The 19,895-nt window shown below is 71.4% G+C and carries 18 protein-coding genes; 4 read left to right on the top strand and 14 right to left on the bottom strand.

What is annotated here, in order from left to right; translation table 11 throughout:
- Positions 1–7: 7 nt before the first annotated feature.
- From Aph01nite_RS24140 to Aph01nite_RS24130, 3 genes are read right to left on the bottom strand one after another with little or no spacing between them, the layout of a single operon-like run.
- A complete protein-coding gene (locus Aph01nite_RS24140; RefSeq protein ID WP_204043250.1) occupies positions 8–1,891 on the bottom strand; it encodes an FtsX-like permease family protein in 1,884 nt (627 codons plus the stop codon).
- A gap of 4 nt (positions 1,892–1,895) precedes the next feature.
- Complete coding sequence (locus Aph01nite_RS24135) at positions 1,896–2,648, bottom strand: ABC transporter ATP-binding protein (protein WP_204043249.1); 753 nt, start codon at positions 2,646–2,648, stop codon at positions 1,896–1,898.
- A complete protein-coding gene (locus tag Aph01nite_RS24130) occupies positions 2,648–3,229 on the bottom strand; it encodes a PadR family transcriptional regulator (protein ID WP_239161920.1) in 582 nt (193 codons plus the stop codon). Before Aph01nite_RS24130 ends, Aph01nite_RS24135 begins: the two co-directional genes overlap by 1 nt.
- A 218-nt stretch (positions 3,230–3,447) precedes the next feature.
- Here Aph01nite_RS24130 and Aph01nite_RS24125 point away from each other — a divergent pair, with 218 nt between their 5' ends.
- The gene (locus Aph01nite_RS24125) at positions 3,448–4,953 is read left to right on the top strand and encodes a M28 family metallopeptidase (RefSeq protein ID WP_204043248.1); all 1,506 of its coding nucleotides are present in this window, start codon (positions 3,448–3,450) and stop codon (positions 4,951–4,953) included.
- Positions 4,954–5,002: 49 nt separating this feature from the next.
- Here the strand turns inward: Aph01nite_RS24125 and Aph01nite_RS42245 are convergent, their stop codons facing one another.
- The 5 genes from Aph01nite_RS42245 to Aph01nite_RS24105 all read right to left on the bottom strand — a co-directional run bounded on the left by Aph01nite_RS42245 (position 5,003) and on the right by Aph01nite_RS24105 (position 10,587).
- Entirely contained in the window at positions 5,003–5,134 is a 132-nt protein-coding gene (locus Aph01nite_RS42245) for a hypothetical protein (protein WP_275419279.1), read from the bottom strand.
- A 133-nt stretch (positions 5,135–5,267) separates the two neighbouring features.
- Positions 5,268–6,680, bottom strand: coding sequence for an aldehyde dehydrogenase family protein (locus Aph01nite_RS24120; protein ID WP_204043247.1), 1,413 nt, complete (start codon positions 6,678–6,680; stop codon positions 5,268–5,270).
- Entirely contained in the window at positions 6,664–7,602 is a 939-nt protein-coding gene (locus Aph01nite_RS24115) for an N-acetylglucosamine kinase (RefSeq protein WP_204043246.1), read from the bottom strand. Before Aph01nite_RS24115 ends, Aph01nite_RS24120 begins: the two co-directional genes overlap by 17 nt.
- Positions 7,599–8,627, bottom strand: a complete 1,029-nt coding sequence (locus tag Aph01nite_RS24110; protein WP_204043245.1) for an SIS domain-containing protein — start codon at positions 8,625–8,627, stop codon at positions 7,599–7,601. Before Aph01nite_RS24110 ends, Aph01nite_RS24115 begins: the two co-directional genes overlap by 4 nt.
- 19 nt (positions 8,628–8,646) lie before the next feature.
- The gene (locus Aph01nite_RS24105; RefSeq protein ID WP_239161919.1) at positions 8,647–10,587 is read right to left on the bottom strand and encodes a primary-amine oxidase; all 1,941 of its coding nucleotides are present in this window, start codon (positions 10,585–10,587) and stop codon (positions 8,647–8,649) included.
- Between the two features lie 226 nt (positions 10,588–10,813).
- Here Aph01nite_RS24105 and Aph01nite_RS24100 point away from each other — a divergent pair, with 226 nt between their 5' ends.
- Entirely contained in the window at positions 10,814–11,608 is a 795-nt protein-coding gene (locus Aph01nite_RS24100; protein ID WP_204043243.1) for a GntR family transcriptional regulator, read from the top strand.
- Positions 11,609–11,618: 10 nt separating this feature from the next.
- Here Aph01nite_RS24100 and Aph01nite_RS24095 read toward each other — a convergent pair whose 3' ends face one another.
- Genes Aph01nite_RS24095 through Aph01nite_RS24085 form a run of 3 tightly spaced genes read right to left on the bottom strand, consistent with a single transcriptional unit; the run spans position 11,619 to position 14,788 of the window.
- Positions 11,619–12,509 (bottom strand): carbohydrate ABC transporter permease, encoded by an 891-nt coding sequence (locus Aph01nite_RS24095; RefSeq protein WP_204043242.1) that lies wholly within the window; start codon positions 12,507–12,509, stop codon positions 11,619–11,621.
- A gap of 8 nt (positions 12,510–12,517) precedes the next feature.
- Positions 12,518–13,435, bottom strand: a complete 918-nt coding sequence (locus Aph01nite_RS24090; protein ID WP_204043241.1) for a carbohydrate ABC transporter permease — start codon at positions 13,433–13,435, stop codon at positions 12,518–12,520.
- Between the two features lie 42 nt (positions 13,436–13,477).
- Positions 13,478–14,788, bottom strand: a complete 1,311-nt coding sequence (locus Aph01nite_RS24085; RefSeq protein WP_204043240.1) for an ABC transporter substrate-binding protein — start codon at positions 14,786–14,788, stop codon at positions 13,478–13,480.
- Between the two features lie 177 nt (positions 14,789–14,965).
- Between Aph01nite_RS24085 and Aph01nite_RS24080 the strand changes: the two genes are divergently transcribed.
- Positions 14,966–16,003, top strand: a complete 1,038-nt coding sequence (locus Aph01nite_RS24080) for a Gfo/Idh/MocA family protein (RefSeq protein ID WP_204043239.1) — start codon at positions 14,966–14,968, stop codon at positions 16,001–16,003.
- On the opposite strand, the gene Aph01nite_RS24075 is transcribed toward Aph01nite_RS24080, so the two are convergent.
- From Aph01nite_RS24075 to Aph01nite_RS42240, 3 genes are all read right to left on the bottom strand, one after another.
- Entirely contained in the window at positions 15,998–17,203 is a 1,206-nt protein-coding gene (locus Aph01nite_RS24075) for a lipase/acyltransferase domain-containing protein (RefSeq protein ID WP_204043238.1), read from the bottom strand. The two genes, Aph01nite_RS24080 and Aph01nite_RS24075, sit on opposite strands and share 6 nt — an antisense overlap.
- An 86-nt stretch (positions 17,204–17,289) precedes the next feature.
- Positions 17,290–18,393: a DUF5685 family protein gene (locus tag Aph01nite_RS24070; protein ID WP_204043237.1), complete on the bottom strand. Its 1,104-nt coding sequence runs from the start codon at positions 18,391–18,393 to the stop codon at positions 17,290–17,292.
- Positions 18,394–18,440: 47 nt separating this feature from the next.
- Positions 18,441–18,611 (bottom strand): ATP-binding protein, encoded by a 171-nt coding sequence (locus Aph01nite_RS42240; RefSeq protein ID WP_275419281.1) that lies wholly within the window; start codon positions 18,609–18,611, stop codon positions 18,441–18,443.
- Between the two features lie 53 nt (positions 18,612–18,664).
- Between Aph01nite_RS42240 and Aph01nite_RS24060 the strand changes: the two genes are divergently transcribed.
- Positions 18,665–19,582, top strand: coding sequence for a fumarylacetoacetate hydrolase family protein (locus tag Aph01nite_RS24060; protein WP_204043236.1), 918 nt, complete (start codon positions 18,665–18,667; stop codon positions 19,580–19,582).
- The last annotated feature ends 313 nt before the right edge of the window (positions 19,583–19,895 follow it).

Genomic DNA, 19,895 nt, shown 5'->3' with positions numbered 1-19,895 from the left:
AGGTGAATCACGCGGGCTCGGTCCGCAGCGCCTCACCCGCCGGACGCCTTGCGTTCAGCCGCGCCGGTACGGCCGTCAGCCCCGCGATCACCACCACGCATCCGAGCACCACGGCCAGCAACTGCCAGAGCGGCGGCACCGCCACCGGATCGTCGTCGAGGATCTCGGCCAGCCCGATCCCCCCGGCGATCCCGAGGAGGGCGCCGCCGAGCGCGGGCAGCACCTGCGCCGCCGACAGCCCCGCGCTGATCTGACCCGGGGTCGCGCCGAGTGCCCGCGCCAGCGCCGAGGAACGCCGGGCCTCCAGCGTGGCCGCCCAGATCACGCAGACCGCGTTGACCACCGCCTGGGCGACCAGCATGACCACGACCAGCGACAACACCTGCCCCAACGCGGTACGGGGATCGTCCCCCGGGGCCTTCTCCGCGTAACGGCGGGCGTCGGTGGCCAGCGCGGCGACGATCCCGGTGACGGTGACCGCGATGGCGGCCACCCCCAGCACGGCCCGGCGGGGCCTGCGGGCCGCCCAGCGCAATCCGAGCAGCAACGGGACCGGCAGCCGCGCCGAGACCGCGATCAGCCACCCGGCCCGGCGCGGCGGGCGCGGCAGGTCGGCGAGCGCGCGGACCGTGCTGGTACGCGCCGCGCGGACGGCCGGCAGGAACGTCGCCACCCCCGCGACCCCGAGCGCCAGCGCCGTCACCAGCCCGGCCACCGGCAGGGTCAGCGGTCCCGGGTCCGCGCGGCCGATGAGCCCGATTCCGGGCTCGGCGAGCAGCGGAGCCACCAGCCGCCCGGCCAGCAGCCCGGCCGCCGCCGCCACCAGCGCGACCGCCAGATGCTGGGCGAGGAGCACGGCCGCCACCAGGCCGGGGGTGCCGCCGACCGCTTTCAGCAGCCCAACCCGGCGCAGCTGGTCGGCCATCCGGCCGCCGACGAGCACGGCGATGCTGGCCAGCGCGAGCAGCCCGAGCATCCAGCTGCCGCCCAGCAGCGCGGTCTGCTTCCACTCCGCGACCCGGGCGTGGCCGTACAGGATGTCCTGCCACGCCACGGGGAACAGCATCGACTCCGCCTCCGGCATGTGCGCGCGGACGAACGCCGGAGCCGCGGCCGGATCGGTGAGCTTCAGGTTCATCACGTACGCGAGCGATCCCGGCCGGGTGGCCAGGCCGCGGGCGTCGGCCTCGGTGACCCAGACCAGGCCGCCCTGCCCGATCCAGAACGACGGCTCCTCCGGTGGACCGGACGGCGGCCCGCGCTCCGGCCGCGGCCGGGTGCGCGGAGGGCCGTTCTCGGCGCGGCTCTCCGCGCCCACCCCGAACCAGCAGGGAGCCAGGCACACCTTCGGATACGGGTCGGCGGCGGCGGTGACCGCCACCCCGGCCACCCGGAACGACCGGCCGCCGAGCGTGATCGCGTCGCCGGCGTCCACGCCGATCGCCTGCGCGAAGCTGGCCTCTAACACCGCGCCGCCGTCCGCCACCCAGCCGCCCTCGACCAGCGCGGGCTGATCGACGGCGGCGGCTTCGGCGCCGCGCCCTTGCGTCCACGCCCGCACGGTGACGCCGTTCGCCTCCACGACCGCCTGCGTGTACGGATAGGGACCGCTGTGGGCGGCCACGCCGGGAGCGCTCGCCAGCGCCTCAAGCCCGGCGAGGTCGGCCGGGTCCTCGGACTGCCCCGGCCAGGCGAGGCTGGCGACGACGTCGGGCCCGGCCGTGGCCGCCCGGGTGCTCTGGAACGGCTGCCCGGTCACGCCGTTCAGCGCGAGCGCGATCGTCAGCGTGGCCGTGGCGGCCGTGGTCGCGAGCAGCAGCAGCGCGGCCTCGCCCGGCCTGCGGCGCAGGTCCCGCAGCGCGAGGCGGCAGATGAGCAGGATGCGGCCCATTCGCTCAGCCCTCCAGCCCGGCGAGCTCGCTCAGCCGTCCCCCGCCGCGGGTCAGCCTGGTCTCCTCGACGAAGGAGCCGTCCCGCATCGAGATCAGCCGGTCGGCGATGGCCGCGACCCTGGCGTCGTGGGTGACGATCACGAGTGTCTGCCCGGTCTCGCGCAGGCTGTCCAGCAGTCGCAGCACGTCCGCGGTGGCGGCGCTGTCGAGGTTGCCGGTCGGCTCGTCGGCGAGGACCACGAGCGGCTCGTTGCTGAGCGCGCGGGCGACCGCGACCCGCTGCCGTTCGCCGCCCGACAGCGCGGACGGCAGATGCCCGGCCCGGCCGGCGAGCCCGACCCGGTCCAGCAGCTCCCCGGCCCGGCGGCGGGCCGCGCGCGGCGACATCCCCGCCAGCAGCGCGGGCAGCTCGACGTTCTCCTCGGCGGTGAGCTCGTCCATCAGATGGAAGGCCTGGAAGACGAACCCGACGGCCTGCCGCCGCAGCCTAGCCAGCGCTTTCTCGCCGAGCCCGTCGATGCGGCGCCCGGCCAGCCACACCTCCCCCTCGGACGGGCGCTCCAAGCCGCCCAGCAGGTGCAGCAGGGTCGACTTCCCGCTGCCGCTGGGACCCATCACGGCCAGCGTCTCCCCTCTGGCCACCTCCAGCTCGACGCCGTCGAGGGCGTTGACGAGCCCGGTTCCCTGGCCGTACCGCATGCGCAGCCCGTGCGTGCGCAGGGCCGGACCCAAGCTGGACAGCGACTCGCTGGGCATCAGTGTTCCTTCCTGGAAGTCCAGTAGCGGGCGCAGGCGTCGAGCCAGTGCAGGTCCGCCTGCAGCCGGAGCACCACGCCTTCGAGCAGGAGGGCGGCGGCCGAACCGGCCGGCTCGCCGAGCGCGGCCCGCTGGGCGGAGGCCAGCCCGGCGAGCACCACGTGCCGCTGGGTGTCCACGAGCCGTTCGGGGTCGCTCAGGCCGGCCGCCGCCGCGGCGACCAGCTTCAGATGGAACTCGGCCGGGGCCGGCTTGGGCCAGCTGGTGTCGTCCAGCCATTCGACGACGCGCTCGCGGCCCGGGTCGGTCAGCTCGTAGACCTTGCGGTCGGGGCGGTCGGTCTGGCCGACCCGTTTCGACGTCACCAGGCCGGCCCGTTCCAGCCGGTTGAGTGTCACGTACACGTGGCCCGCGTTCAGGGCCTCCGCCAGCGGGCCGAGGGCGAGTTGCAGTCGCGCCCGCAGCTGGTAGCCGTGCGACGCCTCCTTCGCGAGGAGCGCCAGCACCACCTCCTGCACGACACGCAACTGATAGCCGCTCGACGGCTCTTCGTCGGGCACGCCGACTGTCCTGACATCCACGACTCCTATCTAACCGTTAACTACATAAGCTAACCGTTAACCAGGAAAACGCGCCGACTTAAGGGGCAGGCCGTCACGAAGCTCCGTCCTGTCCAATATCCGTCCCTCTTCGGCCACCAACGCCTTCGCCTATAGGCGGCTCGAAACTCCAGGGTTACCTTCCAGAAACACCGTCATATAGGGGATTCGCCGTCCCGAGGCCCCTGGGAAGGAGCCCCATGCCCGTTTCCCTCCGCAGAGCCGCCATCGTGGTCGCGGCGCTCATCCTGCCGCTGTCCCTGGCCGCCCCGGCCAGCGCCGGACCCCTCGACGACATCGCCGCCAAGCTTCTGGTCAAACAGGTCAAGGGCACGAACGTCAAGAAACACCTGACCGCCTTCCAGGCGATAGCCACCGCCAACGGAGGCAACCGCGCCGCCGGCACCCCCGGCTACACGGCCTCCCGCGACTATGTCGCCAACCTGCTCCGCAAGGCGGGCTACAAGGTCACCCTGGACCCGATCAACTTCGTCCAGAGCTGGACGGAGAACACCCCGCCCACGCTGAACCTGACCGCGCCCACCGCCAAGACGTACGTCCCCAACGACGACTTCTTCACCTTCCAGCCCTCCCCCGCGGGCGACGTGACCGCGCAGGTCCAGGGCGTTGACCTGACCCTGCCCCCGACGCCGACGCCCACCTCGACCAGCGGCTGCGAGATGGCGGACTTCGCCGGGTTCGTCGCCGGGCGGATCGCGCTCATCCAGCGCGGCACCTGCGCCTTCGCCCTCAAGATCCGCAACGCGGGCCGCGCGGGCGCGTCCGGGATCATCGTGTTCAACGAGGGCCAGCCCGGGCGGACCGACGCCTTCCCGCTGGACATCGGCGAGTGGCGCGCGGGCATCCCGATGGTCTTCGCGGACTTCGCGGTCGGCAACGAACTGGCGGCCACGCCCGGGGCGACCGTACGGCTGAAGGTGGACGCCACGCTCGTGCTGGGCACCAACCACAACGTGATCGCCGAGACCCTGTTCGGCGACCCGAACAACGTGGTCATGGTCGGCGCCCACCTCGACAGCGTCCCGGCCGGGCCCGGCATCAACGACAACGGCTCCGGCACCGCCGCGATCCTGGAGATCGCGCTCCAGATGAAGCTCGTCCCGACGAAGAACAAGGTGCGCTTCGCGTTCTGGGCCGCCGAGGAGATCGGCCTGCTCGGCTCCGACCAGTACGTCGACGAGCTCACCCAGGCGCAGCGCGACCGCATCCGCCTCTACCTCAACTTCGACATGATCGCCTCACCCAACTACGCCTACAAGCTGTACGACGGCGACAACTCCGACGGCGTCGGCTCCCCGGAAGGCCCGCCCGGATCCGCCCAGATCGAGCAGCAGCTGAAGGCCTTCTTCACCAGCCGCGGCCTGGCCACCGTGGGCACCGACTTCGACGGACGCTCCGACTACGGCCCGTTCATCGCGGTCGGCATCCCCTCCGGCGGCATCTTCACCGGCGCCGAGCAGCCCAAGACCCCCGAGGAGGCGGCCCTGTTCGGCGGCACCGCGGGCGTCGCCTACGACATCTGCTACCACCAGGCCTGCGACACCATCACCAACCCCAACATGACCGCGCTGGACGTCAACGCCGACGCCATCGCCGACTCCGTCGCCCGGTACGCCTACAACACCCGCAACATCCCCGACCGTGAGGCCGCGCTCACCACCCGCGCGCTGGTCGCCACCAGCTGACCTCACCCCTGAGGGCGACCCCGGCCCCGGGGTCGCCCTCAGCCGTCCCTCAGGCCACGGCGATGAGCGCGGCGATCAGCCCGTACTCGATGGCCGTGGCGGCGGACGCGGCGGTCTGGGTGGCGACCACGGCCACCAGCGCGACGGCGACCGTGACGAGGAACCTGACGGACGTACGCATGGCATCACCTTCAGAGGTCGGCGAACGGTTCCCCTGATATACGACGCCGGACCCCCGCCGGATTGCCCTGGCGCGGAGTCCGGATCGCTAAGCCTCCCGCCAGCCGCGTGACCAACCTAACGGGACAGAACAGCTAGTACGGGTAGTGAACCGGGAGGTCGGTCGTGGTCAGCCAGCGGCGGTAGGTGAACTCCTCCAGGTTGGAGTCGCCGCCCGACCGGCCGCCCAGCCCGGACTGGCCGATGCCGCCGAACGGGGCGAGCGCCTCGTCCTGCGGGGTCGCGTCGTTGACGTGGACCATGCCGCCCCGCAGCCGCCGCGCCAGCGCCAGACCGCGCCGCAGGTCGGCGGTGACGACCGAGTTGACCAGCCCGTACTCGGTGTCGTTGACCACCCGTACGGCCTCCTCGTCGCTGTCGACGACGAGCACCGGGGCGACCGGCGCGAAGATCTCCTCCCGCCACAGCCGGCTGTCCTCGCCGACCGAGGTGACGACCGTCGGCCGGAAGAACGGCGCCTCCGCGGGCCCGCCGGTGACGAGGGTCGCGCCGCCGGCCACGGCCTCCCGCAGCATCGCCTCCGCGCGGGACCACTGCCGCTCGTTGATCATCGGGCCGAGCCCGACCGGCTGGGTGTGCGGGTCGCCGACCTGGATGGCGGCGGCCCGGCGGCCGAGCTCCGCCACGTACGCGTCGGCGATGTCGGCGTGCACGACGTGCCGGCCGGCGGTGATGCAGGTCTGGCCCTGGTAGTGGAAGCTGGACCAGGCCCCGATCATCGCGGCCTGCTCCAGGTCGGCGTCGTCGAGGACGACGAGCGCGTTGTTCCCGCCCAGTTCCAGCGAGACCTTCTTGAGCAGGCCGCCCGCCGTGGCGGCGATGGCGCGGCCGACGGTGGTGGAGCCGGTGAAGTGCACCATCGCGGTGGCCGGGTGCACGACCAGCCGCTCGCCGACCTCGGGGCCGCCCTGCACCACCTGGAACACGTCGGCGGGCAGGCCGGCGTCCGCGAACAGCTCGGCGAGAGCCGCGCCGCCGGACAGGGGAGTCTCCGGCGACGGCTTCAGGACGACGGTGTTGCCGAGGGCGAGCGCGGGCGCGATGACGCGCATGCCCAGGATGAGCGGGAAGTTCCACGGTGTGATGGCCGCGACGACGCCCAGCGGCAGCCGTTCGGCGAGGCTGACCCGGCCGGCGTGGTTGGACGGCAGCAGCTCGCCGACGGGCCGCGCGGCGAGCGCGGCGGCCTCGAACAGCTCGCCCGCGGCGGCGCCGATCTCGTAGTCGGCCTTGCCGGGGATGGACCCGGTCTCGCGGACGATCAGGTCCCGCAGCGTGGCGGCGCGGGCGCCGAGCAGGTCGGCGGCGCGGCGCAGCACCGCCGCCCGCTCGGTGTAGGTCAGCGCGGCCCAGCCGGGCTGCGCGGCGGCGGCCCGCTCCACCGCCTGGCCGACCTCGGCGACGGTGGCCTCGGGCACCGTGCCCAGGTGCTCGCCGGTGGCCTTGTCCCTGGCCACCAGGGTGGCGGTGTCATAGTTCACGGACATGATTGCTCCTCAGGTGGGGGGCTCCATGGAGACGTCGGGCGAGGGCGACCGCCCCCGCCACCGGGGGTTCCCGCAGCAGGTGCACGGCCAGCTGGGGATGGTCGCGGGTGAGGGCGTCGCGGAAGGCCGCGAACAGGTCGGGCTGGCTCGTCATGACGCCGCCGGCCGCGACCACGTCGGTGCTGCCGGCCCCGCGCGCGACGAGCACGCCGACCAGGTACGCGAGGCTCTCCGCGCCGGCGGTGATGACCCGGCGCGCGTCGGCGGACCCCCGCTGGGCCGCCGCGAACACGGCGGGAGCCTTGGGCGCCCAGTGCTCCGCGGCAGGCGTGTCGTTGACCGTACGGGCCAGGCCGACGGCGCTGTCCACCCCGAACGCGTCGAGCAGCGCGGGAAGCAGCACGTCGTCGTCGCCACCGGCGTCGTGCCTGGTCAGGGCGGCGCGGGCGGCCTCGCGGACGAGGGCGGGAGCGCTGCCCTCGTCCCCGATGACCCAGCCCCACCCGCCGGCGAAGACGAGCGTGCCGTCGGGCCGTACGGCGACGGCGATGGAACCGGTGCCGGCGATCACGCCGATGGCCGACTCCAGGCCGGCGGCCGGGGCGAGGAGCGCGGCGTCGTTGGTGACGACGCCCGGGACCCCGGCGACGGCCGTCAGGGCGTGGCCGAGTTCGGCGCAGTGCTCCTCGGTGTCGCAGCCCTGCGCGCCCGCCGCGATCGCCGCGACGGTGCCTCCCTCGGGGCGGTGGCGTTCGACGGCGGCGGCGATCCACCGCGCCGCCTCCTCGACGGGGGTGGCGGACCAGGTCTCGCTGGGTTCCACGACGTCGGCCAGGACGCGGCCGTCGAGGCTCTCCACCCGCACATGGGTCTTCGTCCCGCCGATGTCCAGCCCGGCCAGGACCGTGCCGACCGCTGTCACCGCGACGCCTCGGCGGGCACCTTGGTGTCGGCGTTGTCGAAGACGAACTCCTCGATGTCGATGCCGGCCTGCGCGGCGGTGCTGGCCACCAGCGTCTGCAGCACCACGGCCTCCAGCACGGCGCGCTGGCTGGGCGGCACCGCGGGCAGGCCGACCACCTGCAGATCGGGCCCCGGCTCGACCTGTTCGGTCGTCACCAGGACGACCGGGTGGCGGGCGCCCGCCAGGGTGTGCGCGAGCTCGATCTCCCGCTGGTCGCCGAAGAGCACGTGCACGGTGCCGCCGGCCGACTCCATCGCGCCGTGCAGGTACTGCCGGGTGCTCATCGCCGCGGCCGGCAGCCGTACGGTCTCGCGGAAGAGCAGCGCCCCGGCCTCGGCCGAGCCCGCCGACGGGCCGCCGCCCACGAAGTCGGCGGCGCGCACCCCGGCGAACGGCTCGGCGAGCGCGTCCGCGCGGGAGGCGAGAGCCTCCTCCAGGTCGTGCAGGTGCTCCGGCAGCCGCGCCCACGACGGGTCGACCGTCCCGTCGTCCCACGCCTCCGCGATCATCCCGAGGCCGGCGATCGTGGCGGTGTACCCGACGGTCGAGGCGTAGCTGTCGGCCAGGCCGCCCAGCGAGAGGTGCCGCTGCGCGACGGCCGCGATCGGCGACGGGTGCACGTTGGTCACCGAGTACCGCAGGTGCGGGTCCACCGACTCCAGCACGGCGAGCGTCTCGGCGCTGCGCCCGCTCTGCGACACGGCGACGAGCGGGTGGCCGCTCACCGGGAACGGCAGCGGATGGTCACCCGCGCCGAGCCGCCAGGCGTGGATTCCCCGCGCGCGCAGCGTCCACGTCGGCGCGCAGGCCGCGGCGTGGCTCGCCCCGATGGCGACGAAGATCGGCCCGTGGCCGCGGAACCACCCCTCGGACCGCCGGTCCGCGACGTCGCGGCCCAGCTGCTCGATCGCCCCCCGCAGCGCGGCGGGCTGCTGCGCTCTGGCGGCGGCGAAGGTGATGTGACCTTTCAGCGTTGACATCATTTCCCCAGGTATCGGCTGTTCACGAACTGCAGTGGTGTCCGCGGGACGCGGGAATGTCCAGCGTCGGATTGCGGCCGAAGAAACCGGACGGCTTGAGCGTGAAGCCCGTGGTGTCCACCGGCATGACCGGCCAGTCCTCCAGGCGCGGGAAGTGCGTCATCCCGAACGTGTGCCACACCACGATGGCGGCGCCGTCGATGTCGCGGTCGGCGGCGACCCAGGCCGGCATGCCCGCCCCGCCCGGGTGCTGGTTGACGAAGTCCCCGGCCGGGTAGAGCTGCGCGGGGTCGTACGCGGTGACCCACAGGTGGCCGGAGGCGAAGGTGGCCCGGCCGTACAGGTCGGACTCGGGGTCGGCGAGGAGCACCGGCGCGTCCTTCGGGTGGAGCACGTAGGCGACGTCGCGGCCGAGCCGGTTGCGGGAGCCCGGGTTGCCGATCCGCCACACGCGTCCGCGCCCGCCGTCGGCCAGCCGGGGCGCGTCACTCTCGCGGCGCAGCCGGGTCACCCGCTGGGTGATGCCGGTGCCGGTCGGGTTCCGCGGTCCGCGCGGCGCGGCCACCGCGTCGAGCTCCTCGACGTAGTTGGCGGGCCCGTCCACGGCCATCTCCAGGCGCGCGCTGAACAGGTGCTGGTGGTGCGGCGCGCCCAGCCCGGGCGCGATCTCGGTCGCGTACGGATACTCGCCGCCCGGGTTCGGGTAGCCGGAGGTGAACACCACGCCGGTGGCCTTGACCTCCAGCTCGATCGCCCCGTCGAGGTAGAAGTACCAGTAGAACCCGTAGTCGTAGTTGCCCACGGTGACGAAGAAGGAGACCACCAGCCGCCGGTTGCGGCGCACGTCGCTGGATCCGGTGAAGGTGCTGGTGTGCTTCCACAGCACGCCGTAGTCCTCTTCGTGGATGCAGATCGCCTGCGGGATCGTCCGGGGGTTGCCGGCGTTGTCGGCCACCACCGCGTCCAGGTACGTGATGTCGCCGACGCAGTCGCAGCCCAGCTCCAGGGAGTTGGCGAAGTTGCCCAGCAGGTACTCGCCGCCGTCGAAGAAGGTCTGGAACCACCGCTGCGGGCTCGGGTCGCCGTACGGGACGACCATCTCGGCGACGGAGGCGCGGTCCACGACGGGACGCCGCCGGTCGCCGTCGGCGATGGAGATGTCGCGCAGGACCAGGCCCTCGCGGGAGTCGAAGCAGACCTGGAGCCGCCAGCCGAGCCACTCCAGCACGTTGCCGTCGCCGATGGTGAAGCTCGGGCCGTGCGGCTGGGTGATCTCGATCGGCTTGAGGCCCTCCCGCTCGGGGCCGTTGAACGCGCTCAGGTGGAAGTTGCCGTCCTCCTGCGGCACGTCCAGCACCGCCGCGTCGAGGACCTCGACGACCTTGCGGTCGATCACGTCCACGTAGGCGACGACTCCGTCGACCGGGTGGGCCCACGGCAGGTCGTCCGGGCTCTTCTGCAGGAAGGTGAGGGTGCGCTGGAGGCGCCGGCCGCGTTCGCCGTCGGTCATGGCGGCCCCGGCCGACAGCGGCTGCACCCGCAGGACCGACAGGTCGGTCAGCCCCCGGCGGCGCATCGCCTCAAGCCAGCGCTCGTCCGCGTGCACGATCTCTTCGACCATGGCGAACTCGAGCATGATGACGGGCACCTGGCCGTCGCGGGCCGGTTCCAGCTCGGTGACCGACACCGGCTCGTCCCGCTCCGGGCTGACGACGACGTCGCGGGAGGCGCCGTCGGCCATGTCGACGAGCATCGCGCGCAGCTGCCGCGGCCCGGCGGGCTGCCGCTTGTCCGGCTCCCGCAGGCCCAGGTACGAGACATGGGTGGTGTCGGTCAGCAGGCCGGCGCGGACGAGGATCTCGCGCGCCGCCGAGATCTCCTCCGCGCGGAGCGAACCGAGATCCCGGCGGTCCCGGTTCACGGTCTGGGTCGCCTCACCGGAGGCACTCCCCTGTTCGATCACAATGACTCCTCTCAGGACCATAGTAATACCATAATGTTTACCACACCATACCAATCAAGGCAGCTCGGTACAGGGTGACGCGATTCTCGTTCTCATCAGGCGGCGACGGGCTACATGTTTATGCCCGTCTATGGACATATGTCGGGATGCCACCGGAAGCCAGGGCCTGACTCATCTGGTCTTCTGTGGTTTGCGTACGCGACGAGGCTTCGGCGATAATGCCAACGTGACTGAGGCCCCGACGCCCGCGTCGATCCGCGCCGACCACCCCGAGCCGCTGTGGATCCAGGCGGTGAATCTCATCAAGGATCAGCTCGGCACCGGCGCTCTGAAGCCCGGCAGCCGCCTGCCCCCCGAGCGCGAGCTGTGCGAGCGGCTGGGCATCAGCAGGGTCACCCTGCGCAAGGCGCTGAGCACGCTCGTCGAGGAGGGCATCCTCAGCGCGTCCCACGGCCGCGGCTGGTATGTGGCGCCCAGCGCCACCGCCCGCGAATGGCCCAACAGCCTGGAGTCCTTCACCGAGACCGCCCGCCGGATGGGCCTGGCCCCCAGCTCCACGGTCCTGCGCCAGGAGGTCGTGCCCGCCAACCTCGACGAGGCCGAGCAGCTGTCCATCGCCCCCGGCACCCCGCTGTTCGTCCTGGAACGTGTGCGCCTGCTCAACGGCGTGCCGACCGCGCTCGACCTCACCCAGATCCCCGCCGAGCTCGTGCCCGGCTTCGCCGACCTGGACTTCCGCGCCGGCTCCCTCTACGAGCACATCGCCGCCGCGGGCCTGGACCTGGCCAAGGCCAACGCCACCATCGAGGCCAGGGAGGCCGACGCCGACCTGGCCGCGCGGCTCCAGCTGGAGGAGGGCAAGCCCGTGCTGGTCATGCGGCAGCTCGTGCTCAGCAGCGTGGACCGGCCGCTGTTCTCCTCGATGGTCAGCTACCGCGGCGACCGCTACCGGCTGCGCACGTTCTTCCTGCGCATGGGCGGCATGGGCGGATCCGTCCCGCCGTCCCGGGGCCTGCGCTGAGGCCGTACGGTCACTTGCCAATGCCCTGGCTCAGACCCTGGATGAACTGGCGGGAGAAGACGACGAACAGCACCACCAGCGGCGTCGCGCCGAGCGTGAGCGCGCCGAGCAGGGCCGGATAGTCGTTGAGGAACTGCCCCACGAACTGCTGCACGCCCAGCGTCACCGTCTGGTTCTCCGCGCTGGGCGCCAGGATGAGCGGGAACCACAGGTCGTTCCAGATCGGCAGCATGGTCACCGACGCCACCGCGGCCAGGCCGGGACGCACCATCGGCAGCACGATGGTCATCGTGCGCAGCTCGCCCGCGCCGTCGATGCGGGCGGCCTCCTTCACCGCCGAGGGCACCGCCCGGAAGTAGGTCATGAGCAGCGCGATCGCCAGCGGCAGGCTCATCGCCGTGTAGACGAGCACCAGCGCGACCAGCGTGTCCATCAGGTTCCAGGAGATCATCGTCTCGATGATCGGCACCGTGCCCAGCCGGATCGGCAGCATGATGCCCAGCACGAAGAAGCCGCCCACGAGCGGCGCGAACCGCACCTTGTACTCGGTGAGGGCGAACGCCGCGAGCGTCGCCAGCACCAGGGTCAGCACGGTGCTGCCCACCGTCACGATCAGGCTGTTGCGGTAGTTGTCGACGAAGTGCCCGCGGGTGAACACCCGCTCGTAGCCGGCCACGCTGAAGCTGCCGGAGTCCGGCAGCGCGAACGGATGCTCGAAGATCGCCGGAGTCGTCTTGAACGAGTTCAGCACGATCACGAGGATCGGCGCGATCGCCACCAGCGCGAACACGATCAGCAGGCCGTGCACCACCAGCGTTCCGGCCCGGTCGGAGGCGCGCGTCTTGGCCATCTTGGTCGTCTGGGTCGTCGTCTGGGTCACGGCGTTGGTCGTTGCGGTCATGCCACCACTCACAGTTCGTAGGACTTCAGCCGGCGGTGCAGCAACCCGAAGTACGCGGCGGTGACGACGAGGATGATCAGGAAGATCACGCTGGCCACGGTCGCGCCCAGATCGAGGTCGGCCAGCTGCCCGCTCGACCCGAAGAAGGTCCGGTAGAACAGCGTGCCGAGGATGTCGGTGCTGTAGTTGGGCCCCGGCGCCGACCCGTTCAGGGCGAAGACCAGGTCGAAGCCGTTGAAGGTCCAGATGTAGGTGAGAATCGCGATCAGCCCGAACTGCGGCGCGATCAGCGGGAACTTGATCCGCCAGAACGTCGACCAGGAGCCGGCGCCCTCCACCCGGGCGGCCTCCAGGATGTCGCCGGGGATGGCCAGCAGGGCCGCGTACAGGAAGATCATCGGGATGCCGACGTACTGCCAGACCGACATGAGGGAGATGGTCGGCAGGGCCGTACGCTCGTCGCCGAGCAGGGGGAAGTCCACCAGGCCCCAGAGCGGGTTGATGATCAGCCGCCACACGAAGCCGACGATCACCACGGAGAGCGTGGTCGGGATGAACAGCAGCGTCCGGTAGATCCCGGTGGATCGGCGCAGCCGGCCCGAGGTGAGCAGCGCGGCCAGGAGCAGCCCGACCGGCACCTCCACCAGCAGGTGGATCGCGAAGAACTCGACGTTGTTGGTGAGCGCGTTCCAGAACCGCTCGCTCGTCGTGGGGTTGGTGAACAGGTAGACGTAGTTCTCCAGCCCGACGAACGTGGCCACGCCCGAGTCGGTGTCGAACAGGCTGTAGTAGATGGAGTTCACCAGCGGGAGGGCCGCGAACACCACGTAGACGACCAGCGCGGGCACGGTGAACGCGAGGAAGTAGCGGTAGTGAGCCCGGCTGGCTCGGGTGCGGAGCAACGTGTCCCTTTCGCCGTCGATCATGTCGAGCGGGGGGACGCGCCCGGCGCGTCCCCCCGTCTGCCGCTACTGCTGCGGCGCGTACCAGCTGGTCAGGCCCTTCTGCAGTTCCTCGGTGGCCTTCTGCGCGGAGAGGTCCTCGTTGTACATGAGCTGGAGCACCCGCCACACCTCGTCGTCGAACGGCGGGGTGCCGGCGCTCAGCCGGTCCAGGCCGAGGCGCGGGGTGAGCTTCGCCCCCTGCTTGAGGTTGGCGAAGTCCTGCGCGAGCGTGTTGGTGTACGTGACGGGCTGCTTGCCCATCGAGAAGAACCCGGGCAGCTTGTTGACGTACAGCTCCTGGAACTCGGGGCTCGCCGTCCAGGCGAGGAAGGTGTCGGCCTCCGCCTTGTGCTTGCTGGCGGCGTTGACGCCGATCGCCATGTCCGGCATCTCCTGCAGGTAGCGCTCGCCGCCCGCGGTGATCGCCGGCGGGCCGAACACGCCCACGTTCAGGCCGCCGACGGCGACCTGGTTGATGTCCCAGGACCCGTCGGGCAGGATCGCGGCCTTGCCGAGCGAGAACAGCTGCGTCATGTCAGGGTACTTGAGGCTCTCGAACCCCTTCGGCAGGTACGGCTTCCACTGCTCGAACGCCTCGAACGCGGCCACGAACTCCGGATCGGTCACCTTCTTGGTGCCCTTGATGAGCCCCTGCCGGCCCTCCTCGCCCTTCCAGTACGCCGGGCCGATGCTGTACAGCCCGTTGTAGGCGAGCTGCCACGACTCCGACGAGCCGAGGGCCAGCGGCGCGTACTTGCCGTTGTCCTTGACCGCCTTGAGCACGGCCAGGAACTCGGCCTGCGTGGTGGGCACCTGCAGGTTCAGCTCGGCGAAGATGTCCTTGTTGTAGAAGAAGCCGGCCAGCACCGCGGCGGTGGGCACGCAGTAGCGGCTGCCCGCGTCGTCCGACCACGGGTCGAGGGCCAGGGCGTCGAAGCTGTCGAGCACCGGCTTGCCGTCGAGCTTCTCGAAGTAGCCCTTCTTGATCCAGGCCCGGTTCACGTCGTACGGCCGGCAGGTGATCAGGTCGGGCCCGGTGCCGCCGTCCACCTGCGACTGGATCGCCGCGTTGTACTCGTTGGTGTTGATCGGGCTGAACTTGACGTCGATCGCCGGGTGCGTCTTCTCGAAGGCGGGCAGGATCTCGTCCTCCCACATGGCGAGGTCCTCGGTGCGCCAGCTGCCCAGGGTCAGCACGACCTTCTCGGCCGAGCCGCCGGCCGCGCCGCTCGCGTGCTCACCGGCCGGCGCCCGATGCGCGGACGGCGCGCAGGCCGAGGTCAGGACAGCAGCCGCCGCCGCGACCAACGCAACGGATGCCCGTATTGCTTGCATGGGGTTGCCTCTCGTCATCGTTGTGCTCGCGTGGCTCCCCCTAGGGCCATCGCCTGATGCGGCAGCGTACACAGACATCCTGGGTGGTAACAAGAGGTATTGCTTTGGTTTACAGTGATGCTACTTTTCAACCAGGGCGTGCCCCACGCCGCCGCATCACCGCGTTCGGAGGATCAGATGATCGGAGTCGGCCTGCTCGGCGCAGGGTTCATTGGCGAGACCTATGCCGAGGCGCTCGACGACGTACGGGACGCGCGATTGGTGGCGCACTACTCCCGCTCGCCGGAAAGGGCCGCCGCGTTCGCCGCCCGACCCGGACGCAACACGAGACCACACGAGACCATGGCCGCGCTCTGCACCGATCCGGACGTGGACCTGATCGTCATCGCCCTCCCCAACGAGGTCCACCTCGAGGCCGTACGGCTGGCCGCCGCCGCGGGCAAGGGCGTCATCTGCACCAAGCCCCTGGCCCGTACCGGACCCGAGGCCGCCGAGATTCTGCGCGTCGTCACCGAGGCCGGTGTCTGGCACGGCTACGCCGAAAGCGCCGTCTTCTCCCCCAACCTGGCCAAGGCCCACGAGATCGTCGCCGCCGGCGGCATCGGCGACGTGCTCTGGATGCGCGCCCGCGAAGGACACTCCGGCCCCCACGCGCCGCACTTCTGGGACGCCGAGACGGCCGGCGGCGGCGCGCTGCTCGACATGGGCTGCCACACCGTCGAGTCCGCCCGCCACTTCTTCGGCAAGGACAACCCGATCGTCGAGGTCTTCGCCTGGGGCGCCACCCTCGCCCACGCCGACAAGACCACCGGCGAGGACACCTCCATCGCCCTGCTCAAGTTCGCCGGCGGCCAGGTCGCCTCGATCGAGTCGTCCTGGGTGGAGAAGGGCGGCATGCAGCTGCGCCACGAGATCGTCGGCAGCGGCGGCCGCCTGGTCACCGACACCGCCTCCACCCCCGTGTGGGGCTTCATCACCAAGCCGGTCGGCTACCTGGTGGAGAAGTCCGACGCCGACACCGGCTGGGTCTACCCGGTCCCCGAGGAGACCCGCGCGTACGGCTTCTCGCAGCAGATGCGCCACTTCGTCGAGCGGTTCGCCGCCGGCGAGGAACCGCTGGAGACCTTCCACGACGGCCTGGCCGTCAACACCGTCATCGACGCCTGCTACCGGTCGATGGCCTCCGGCAAGTGGGAGACGGTAGCCACGTCATGAGGGGGCCCGCTCCAGGTTGAGGACCAGGCGGTTGAGCAGGGCACGGTCGTTGGGCAGCTGACCGTGGTCGACCCTGGGATTGTCGGTCAGGCTGAAACGGTGGCGGCGCATCGCCCGCCAGACCAGGACGGCGTCGTTGGTGATGTCCTCCTGGTTGCCGTCACCGTCCCGCCGCAGGAACCCGGCCGGGTCGGCGATCTGCCCGGTGGTCAGGTCCTTCAGCCGGGCGCCGACGACCGTGGGCAGGCCCGAGCCCTTCTCCGCGTAGACGTCCACGCCCGGGAACGACTCCGGGTCGCGGAACCGGACGAAGCCGATGTAGTGCTCGGCGATCTTCCCGGCCGTGCGCAGCCCCGCGTCGGCGAACAGGCGACGGTAGTCGCGCGGGGTGTAGGAGCGGCCCGTCGAGCCGTCCCGGATGACCACCTCCCGGCTGCCGAAGACCGCCGGATCGGCGGCGCTCATGTACGTGGACGGGGCGCTCTGGTACATGCGCGCGCTGCTCCGCGCGTTCTCCCCGGTCGTGGGGTACCCGAAGTCCTGGATGTTCTGCCCCGTGAACACCAGCTGGTACATCAGGCCCTGCCCCGGCATGTTGCCCGCGATCGGGGTGAACCCGTGGATGTACCGGTCCCGCCACGCCCTGCTGCTGTGCGTGAGCAGGTACTGCGCGTAGAGCGGCCCGTTGGAGTGGCCGACCAGGTGCACCGGCCGCCCGCCGTTGTCCAGGTACGCGTCCTCGATCAGGCGGCGGGTACGCCGCAGGAACCCGCCCATGTCGGGCGTGAGCCGCGCGTCGTACCCGGCCACCCGGATGTCCTCGTCGCGTTCGTAGCCGGCCACCTCAAGCCTGCGGTACAGCGCCTCGTAGTACGGCGCGCTCCTGGTGCTGCCGTAGTCGAGCAGCCGCACGGTGACGCCCGGCTGCTCGGCGAAACGCGCCCGCATCGGCACCGAAGGATCGTCGCGGTAGCGCAGGGTGAGCAACCGGTCCCGGCAGACCTGACTGAACGCGCTCGGCCGGTCGTTGCGGAACCAGTCCTGGAAGACCCCCGACCCGGGGCAGCCGGGCGCCGTCGTCTGATCCCGTACGGTCACCTCCAGCCTGGTGAAATGGAACGCCGGGAACAGCACCACCGGCGGCCGTTCGTACGGCTCCGCCGCCGCCGGCGGTCCCGCCGCCACTCCCAGCGAGACCACCAACGCACCATGAACCCAGCGACCCATCACGCTTCCCCCAACCGGCCGGCATCCGAACCCTCACGTTCCGCGATACCCGCAGGTCATCAGCACGAACAGTCGCAGTTGCAGCATTCGCAGCACCCGGAACAGCAGTCCGAGCAACTCGAGCACGCGTTCCCGCAGCAATCGCAGCCGCTGGCGTCGCAACGATCCCAGCACGACTGATACCGCTGCTCGTCCCACGGCGGCCGGTACACCCCGCAGGTGCAGCACGTCGCCGACACGCACAACAGCGACAGCAGACCACCCGGATCCGGCTGCACACGCGGATCACGCGGCGGCGCCTCGGGGCTCTCCGGCTCGGCCTCCGCGAAGACCCGCGCGGTCGCCCGGCCGGTCTCCCGTACCAGCAACGCGTTCACCAGATGACGGCGCTCCAGGTCCAACTCGGCCACCGCCAGACGCAGCCCGTGCACCGCGTCGTCGCAGTACCGCCGCGCGCCGGCCAGATCCGTGCCGGACGCGACAAGCGGGTTGTACGCCCCGGCCGCACGGTCCCGGGCCAGATCCTCGACGGCGTCCAGCAGATGGGCCAACCGGCCGAAATACCGCCCGGCCTCCGCCAGCGCCTCCCGGTTGCCCGGCTTGCCGGCCAGCACCGCGGTGTGCCCGAACGCGGCGGCCACCGCCGCCTCGGTGGGGGCGGTGAGCTGGAGCAGGCCCGCCGCCGGCAGGCGCTCCAGCCGGGCCTGCTCCTCGACCGCCACCAGCAGCGGAGCGGGGTCGAACCGGAGAGCGGCGGCCGTACCGGACCCGGCGGCCGACCAGCGATCGGCCATCCGTCCCGCGCCGGCCGCCACCAGCCGGCGCGCGTAGACGCCGTCGCCGTCCTCGATGTGGTCCCTGAGCTTGCCCGAGGCCAGGATCAGCGACACCGCGCCCGCCAGCCGTACTCCCTCCGCCGTGACGACGTCGGCGCCCTTGAACCCGCGTAAGGCGCACGCCGCCGCGCGCCGATACGGGGAGGACGCCGGCGCCTGTGCTTCCATCAGCACCGAGACCAGCAAACCGTCGTAATTAGTCACCAATCGAGCGGCGTGCCCGTGCTCATCCCTGAGCGCCAGGCAGAGCCCGCACAGGTGCGCCATCCATTCCTTGAACAACCCGCCGCACATCGTGTGCCGGCATGGGCGAACGATCCCGAACATGCGCCCCAGCCTGCCAGCGGCCACTTGTCGATCACTTGCAAAGAAGATCAGCCGCCGAAGTTCACGACGAGCGTCAGCCCTCCTCCAGGGTTGCGATCCGCCCACACCAGGCCCCCGTGCGCCTCGGCGATGGACGCGACGATCGACAGACCCAGCCCCGCACCCTGCTCCCGTGTGTCCGCGACTTGGTCACCCGATACGAAAGCAGCCGCTTTGATGCCATAGTGCGATATTCCGTATCAAGGCAGTGTGAGGACTTCAAGGAGCAGGCGTGCGAATCGTGCGTTTCATCAGCCCGGCGACCGGCCAGACTCTGATCGGCGTCGATGACGGCGAGGCCATCACCGAGTTCGGCGGCATCGCCACCGTGGGTGAGCTGCTCCGGCTGACCGCCGCCGAGATCCAGGACCACTGCGCGACCGCCGACGGCCCCCGCCACGAAACCGCCAAAGTCCAGCTCCTCCCCCCGGCCGACGGCCGCATGGACGTGTGGGCCGCCGGCGTCACCTACGAACGCTCCCGCACCGCCCGCATGGTCGAAAGCGAACGCGCCGCCGACGTGTACGACCTCGTCTACGAAGCCCCCCGCCCCGAACTCTTCTTCAAGTCCACCGCCTGGCGCGTCACCGGCCACGGCGAATCCGTCTCCGTACGCGCCGACTCCGGCATCGACGTCCCCGAACCCGAACTCGGCCTGATCATCAACCGCCACGCCGAGATCGTCGGATACACCGTCGTCAACGACATGAGCTCCCGCACCATCGAAGGCGAGAACCCCCTCTACCTCCCCCAGGCCAAGATCTACCTCGGCGGCTGCGCCGTCGGCCCCGCCATCCGCCCCGCCTGGGAGATCCCCGACCCGTACGCCCTCGACATCGCCCTCACCATCACCCGCGACGGCTCCGTCGCCTGGGACGGCCAGGCGAGCACCGGCCAGCTCCGCCGCAGACTGGACGAACTCGTCGGCTACCTCTTCCGCGAGGACGCCTTCCCCGAGGGCGCGATCCTCGCCACCGGCACCTGCCTGGTCCCCGACCTGCCCTTCACCCTCCGCGCCGGCGACGAGATCACCATCTCCATCTCCGGGATCGGCACCCTCACCAGCACGGTCGTCGCCGGAAAGGCGGCGATGAACTGGCTGGCCGAGACCGCCGACGAGCACGGCAGGCGAGCGCCGCTTCGCGGCTGATCGAGAACCGGCGGTTGCCAGACGGCCGGGCCCGATCTGCGGCTCAGCGCCCGGCCCGGGGGCATGACGCGATTCCGCGAGACCTGCCTCCCCAGCTGGGACGACCCGCTCCCCACGGTCCCCCGGGACGCCTGGGACCAGACCGGCCGCGCCACAGCTCACGCCATGGCCACCCTCGGAGGCACGGCCCACGTCCAACCATTCGCGCCCCGGCTCCTTATCTGGTCGTTGAGGGTGTCTGTTTTGTGAGCATTACGAACATCCAAAGCCGACGCCTTTACAAAGTAGAGTTCAGGCGCAGGTGTAGCCGGTC

Source organism: Acrocarpospora phusangensis (assembly GCF_016862995.1).
Taxonomy (GTDB): domain Bacteria; phylum Actinomycetota; class Actinomycetes; order Streptosporangiales; family Streptosporangiaceae; genus Acrocarpospora; species Acrocarpospora phusangensis.
Note: the sequence above shows the minus strand (reverse complement) of the source record. Positions and strands in the feature narration are given on the sequence as shown.

Coding starts and splice junctions, on each gene's coding strand:
- Aph01nite_RS24085 (WP_204043240.1), bottom strand. CDS start 14,788: ATGCAAGCAATACGGGCATCCGTTGCGTTGGTCGCGGCGGCGGCTGCT.
- Aph01nite_RS24110 (WP_204043245.1), bottom strand. CDS start 8,627: ATGATGTCAACGCTGAAAGGTCACATCACCTTCGCCGCCGCCAGAGCG.
- Aph01nite_RS24070 (WP_204043237.1), bottom strand. CDS start 18,393: ATGTTCGGGATCGTTCGCCCATGCCGGCACACGATGTGCGGCGGGTTG.
- Aph01nite_RS24095 (WP_204043242.1), bottom strand. CDS start 12,509: ATGACCGCAACGACCAACGCCGTGACCCAGACGACGACCCAGACGACC.
- Aph01nite_RS24120 (WP_204043247.1), bottom strand. CDS start 6,680: ATGTCCGTGAACTATGACACCGCCACCCTGGTGGCCAGGGACAAGGCC.
- Aph01nite_RS24090 (WP_204043241.1), bottom strand. CDS start 13,435: ATGATCGACGGCGAAAGGGACACGTTGCTCCGCACCCGAGCCAGCCGG.
- Aph01nite_RS42245 (WP_275419279.1), bottom strand. CDS start 5,134: ATGCGTACGTCCGTCAGGTTCCTCGTCACGGTCGCCGTCGCGCTGGTG.
- Aph01nite_RS24080 (WP_204043239.1), top strand. CDS start 14,966: ATGATCGGAGTCGGCCTGCTCGGCGCAGGGTTCATTGGCGAGACCTAT.
- Aph01nite_RS24125 (WP_204043248.1), top strand. CDS start 3,448: ATGCCCGTTTCCCTCCGCAGAGCCGCCATCGTGGTCGCGGCGCTCATC.
- Aph01nite_RS24135 (WP_204043249.1), bottom strand. CDS start 2,648: ATGCCCAGCGAGTCGCTGTCCAGCTTGGGTCCGGCCCTGCGCACGCAC.
- Aph01nite_RS24140 (WP_204043250.1), bottom strand. CDS start 1,891: ATGGGCCGCATCCTGCTCATCTGCCGCCTCGCGCTGCGGGACCTGCGC.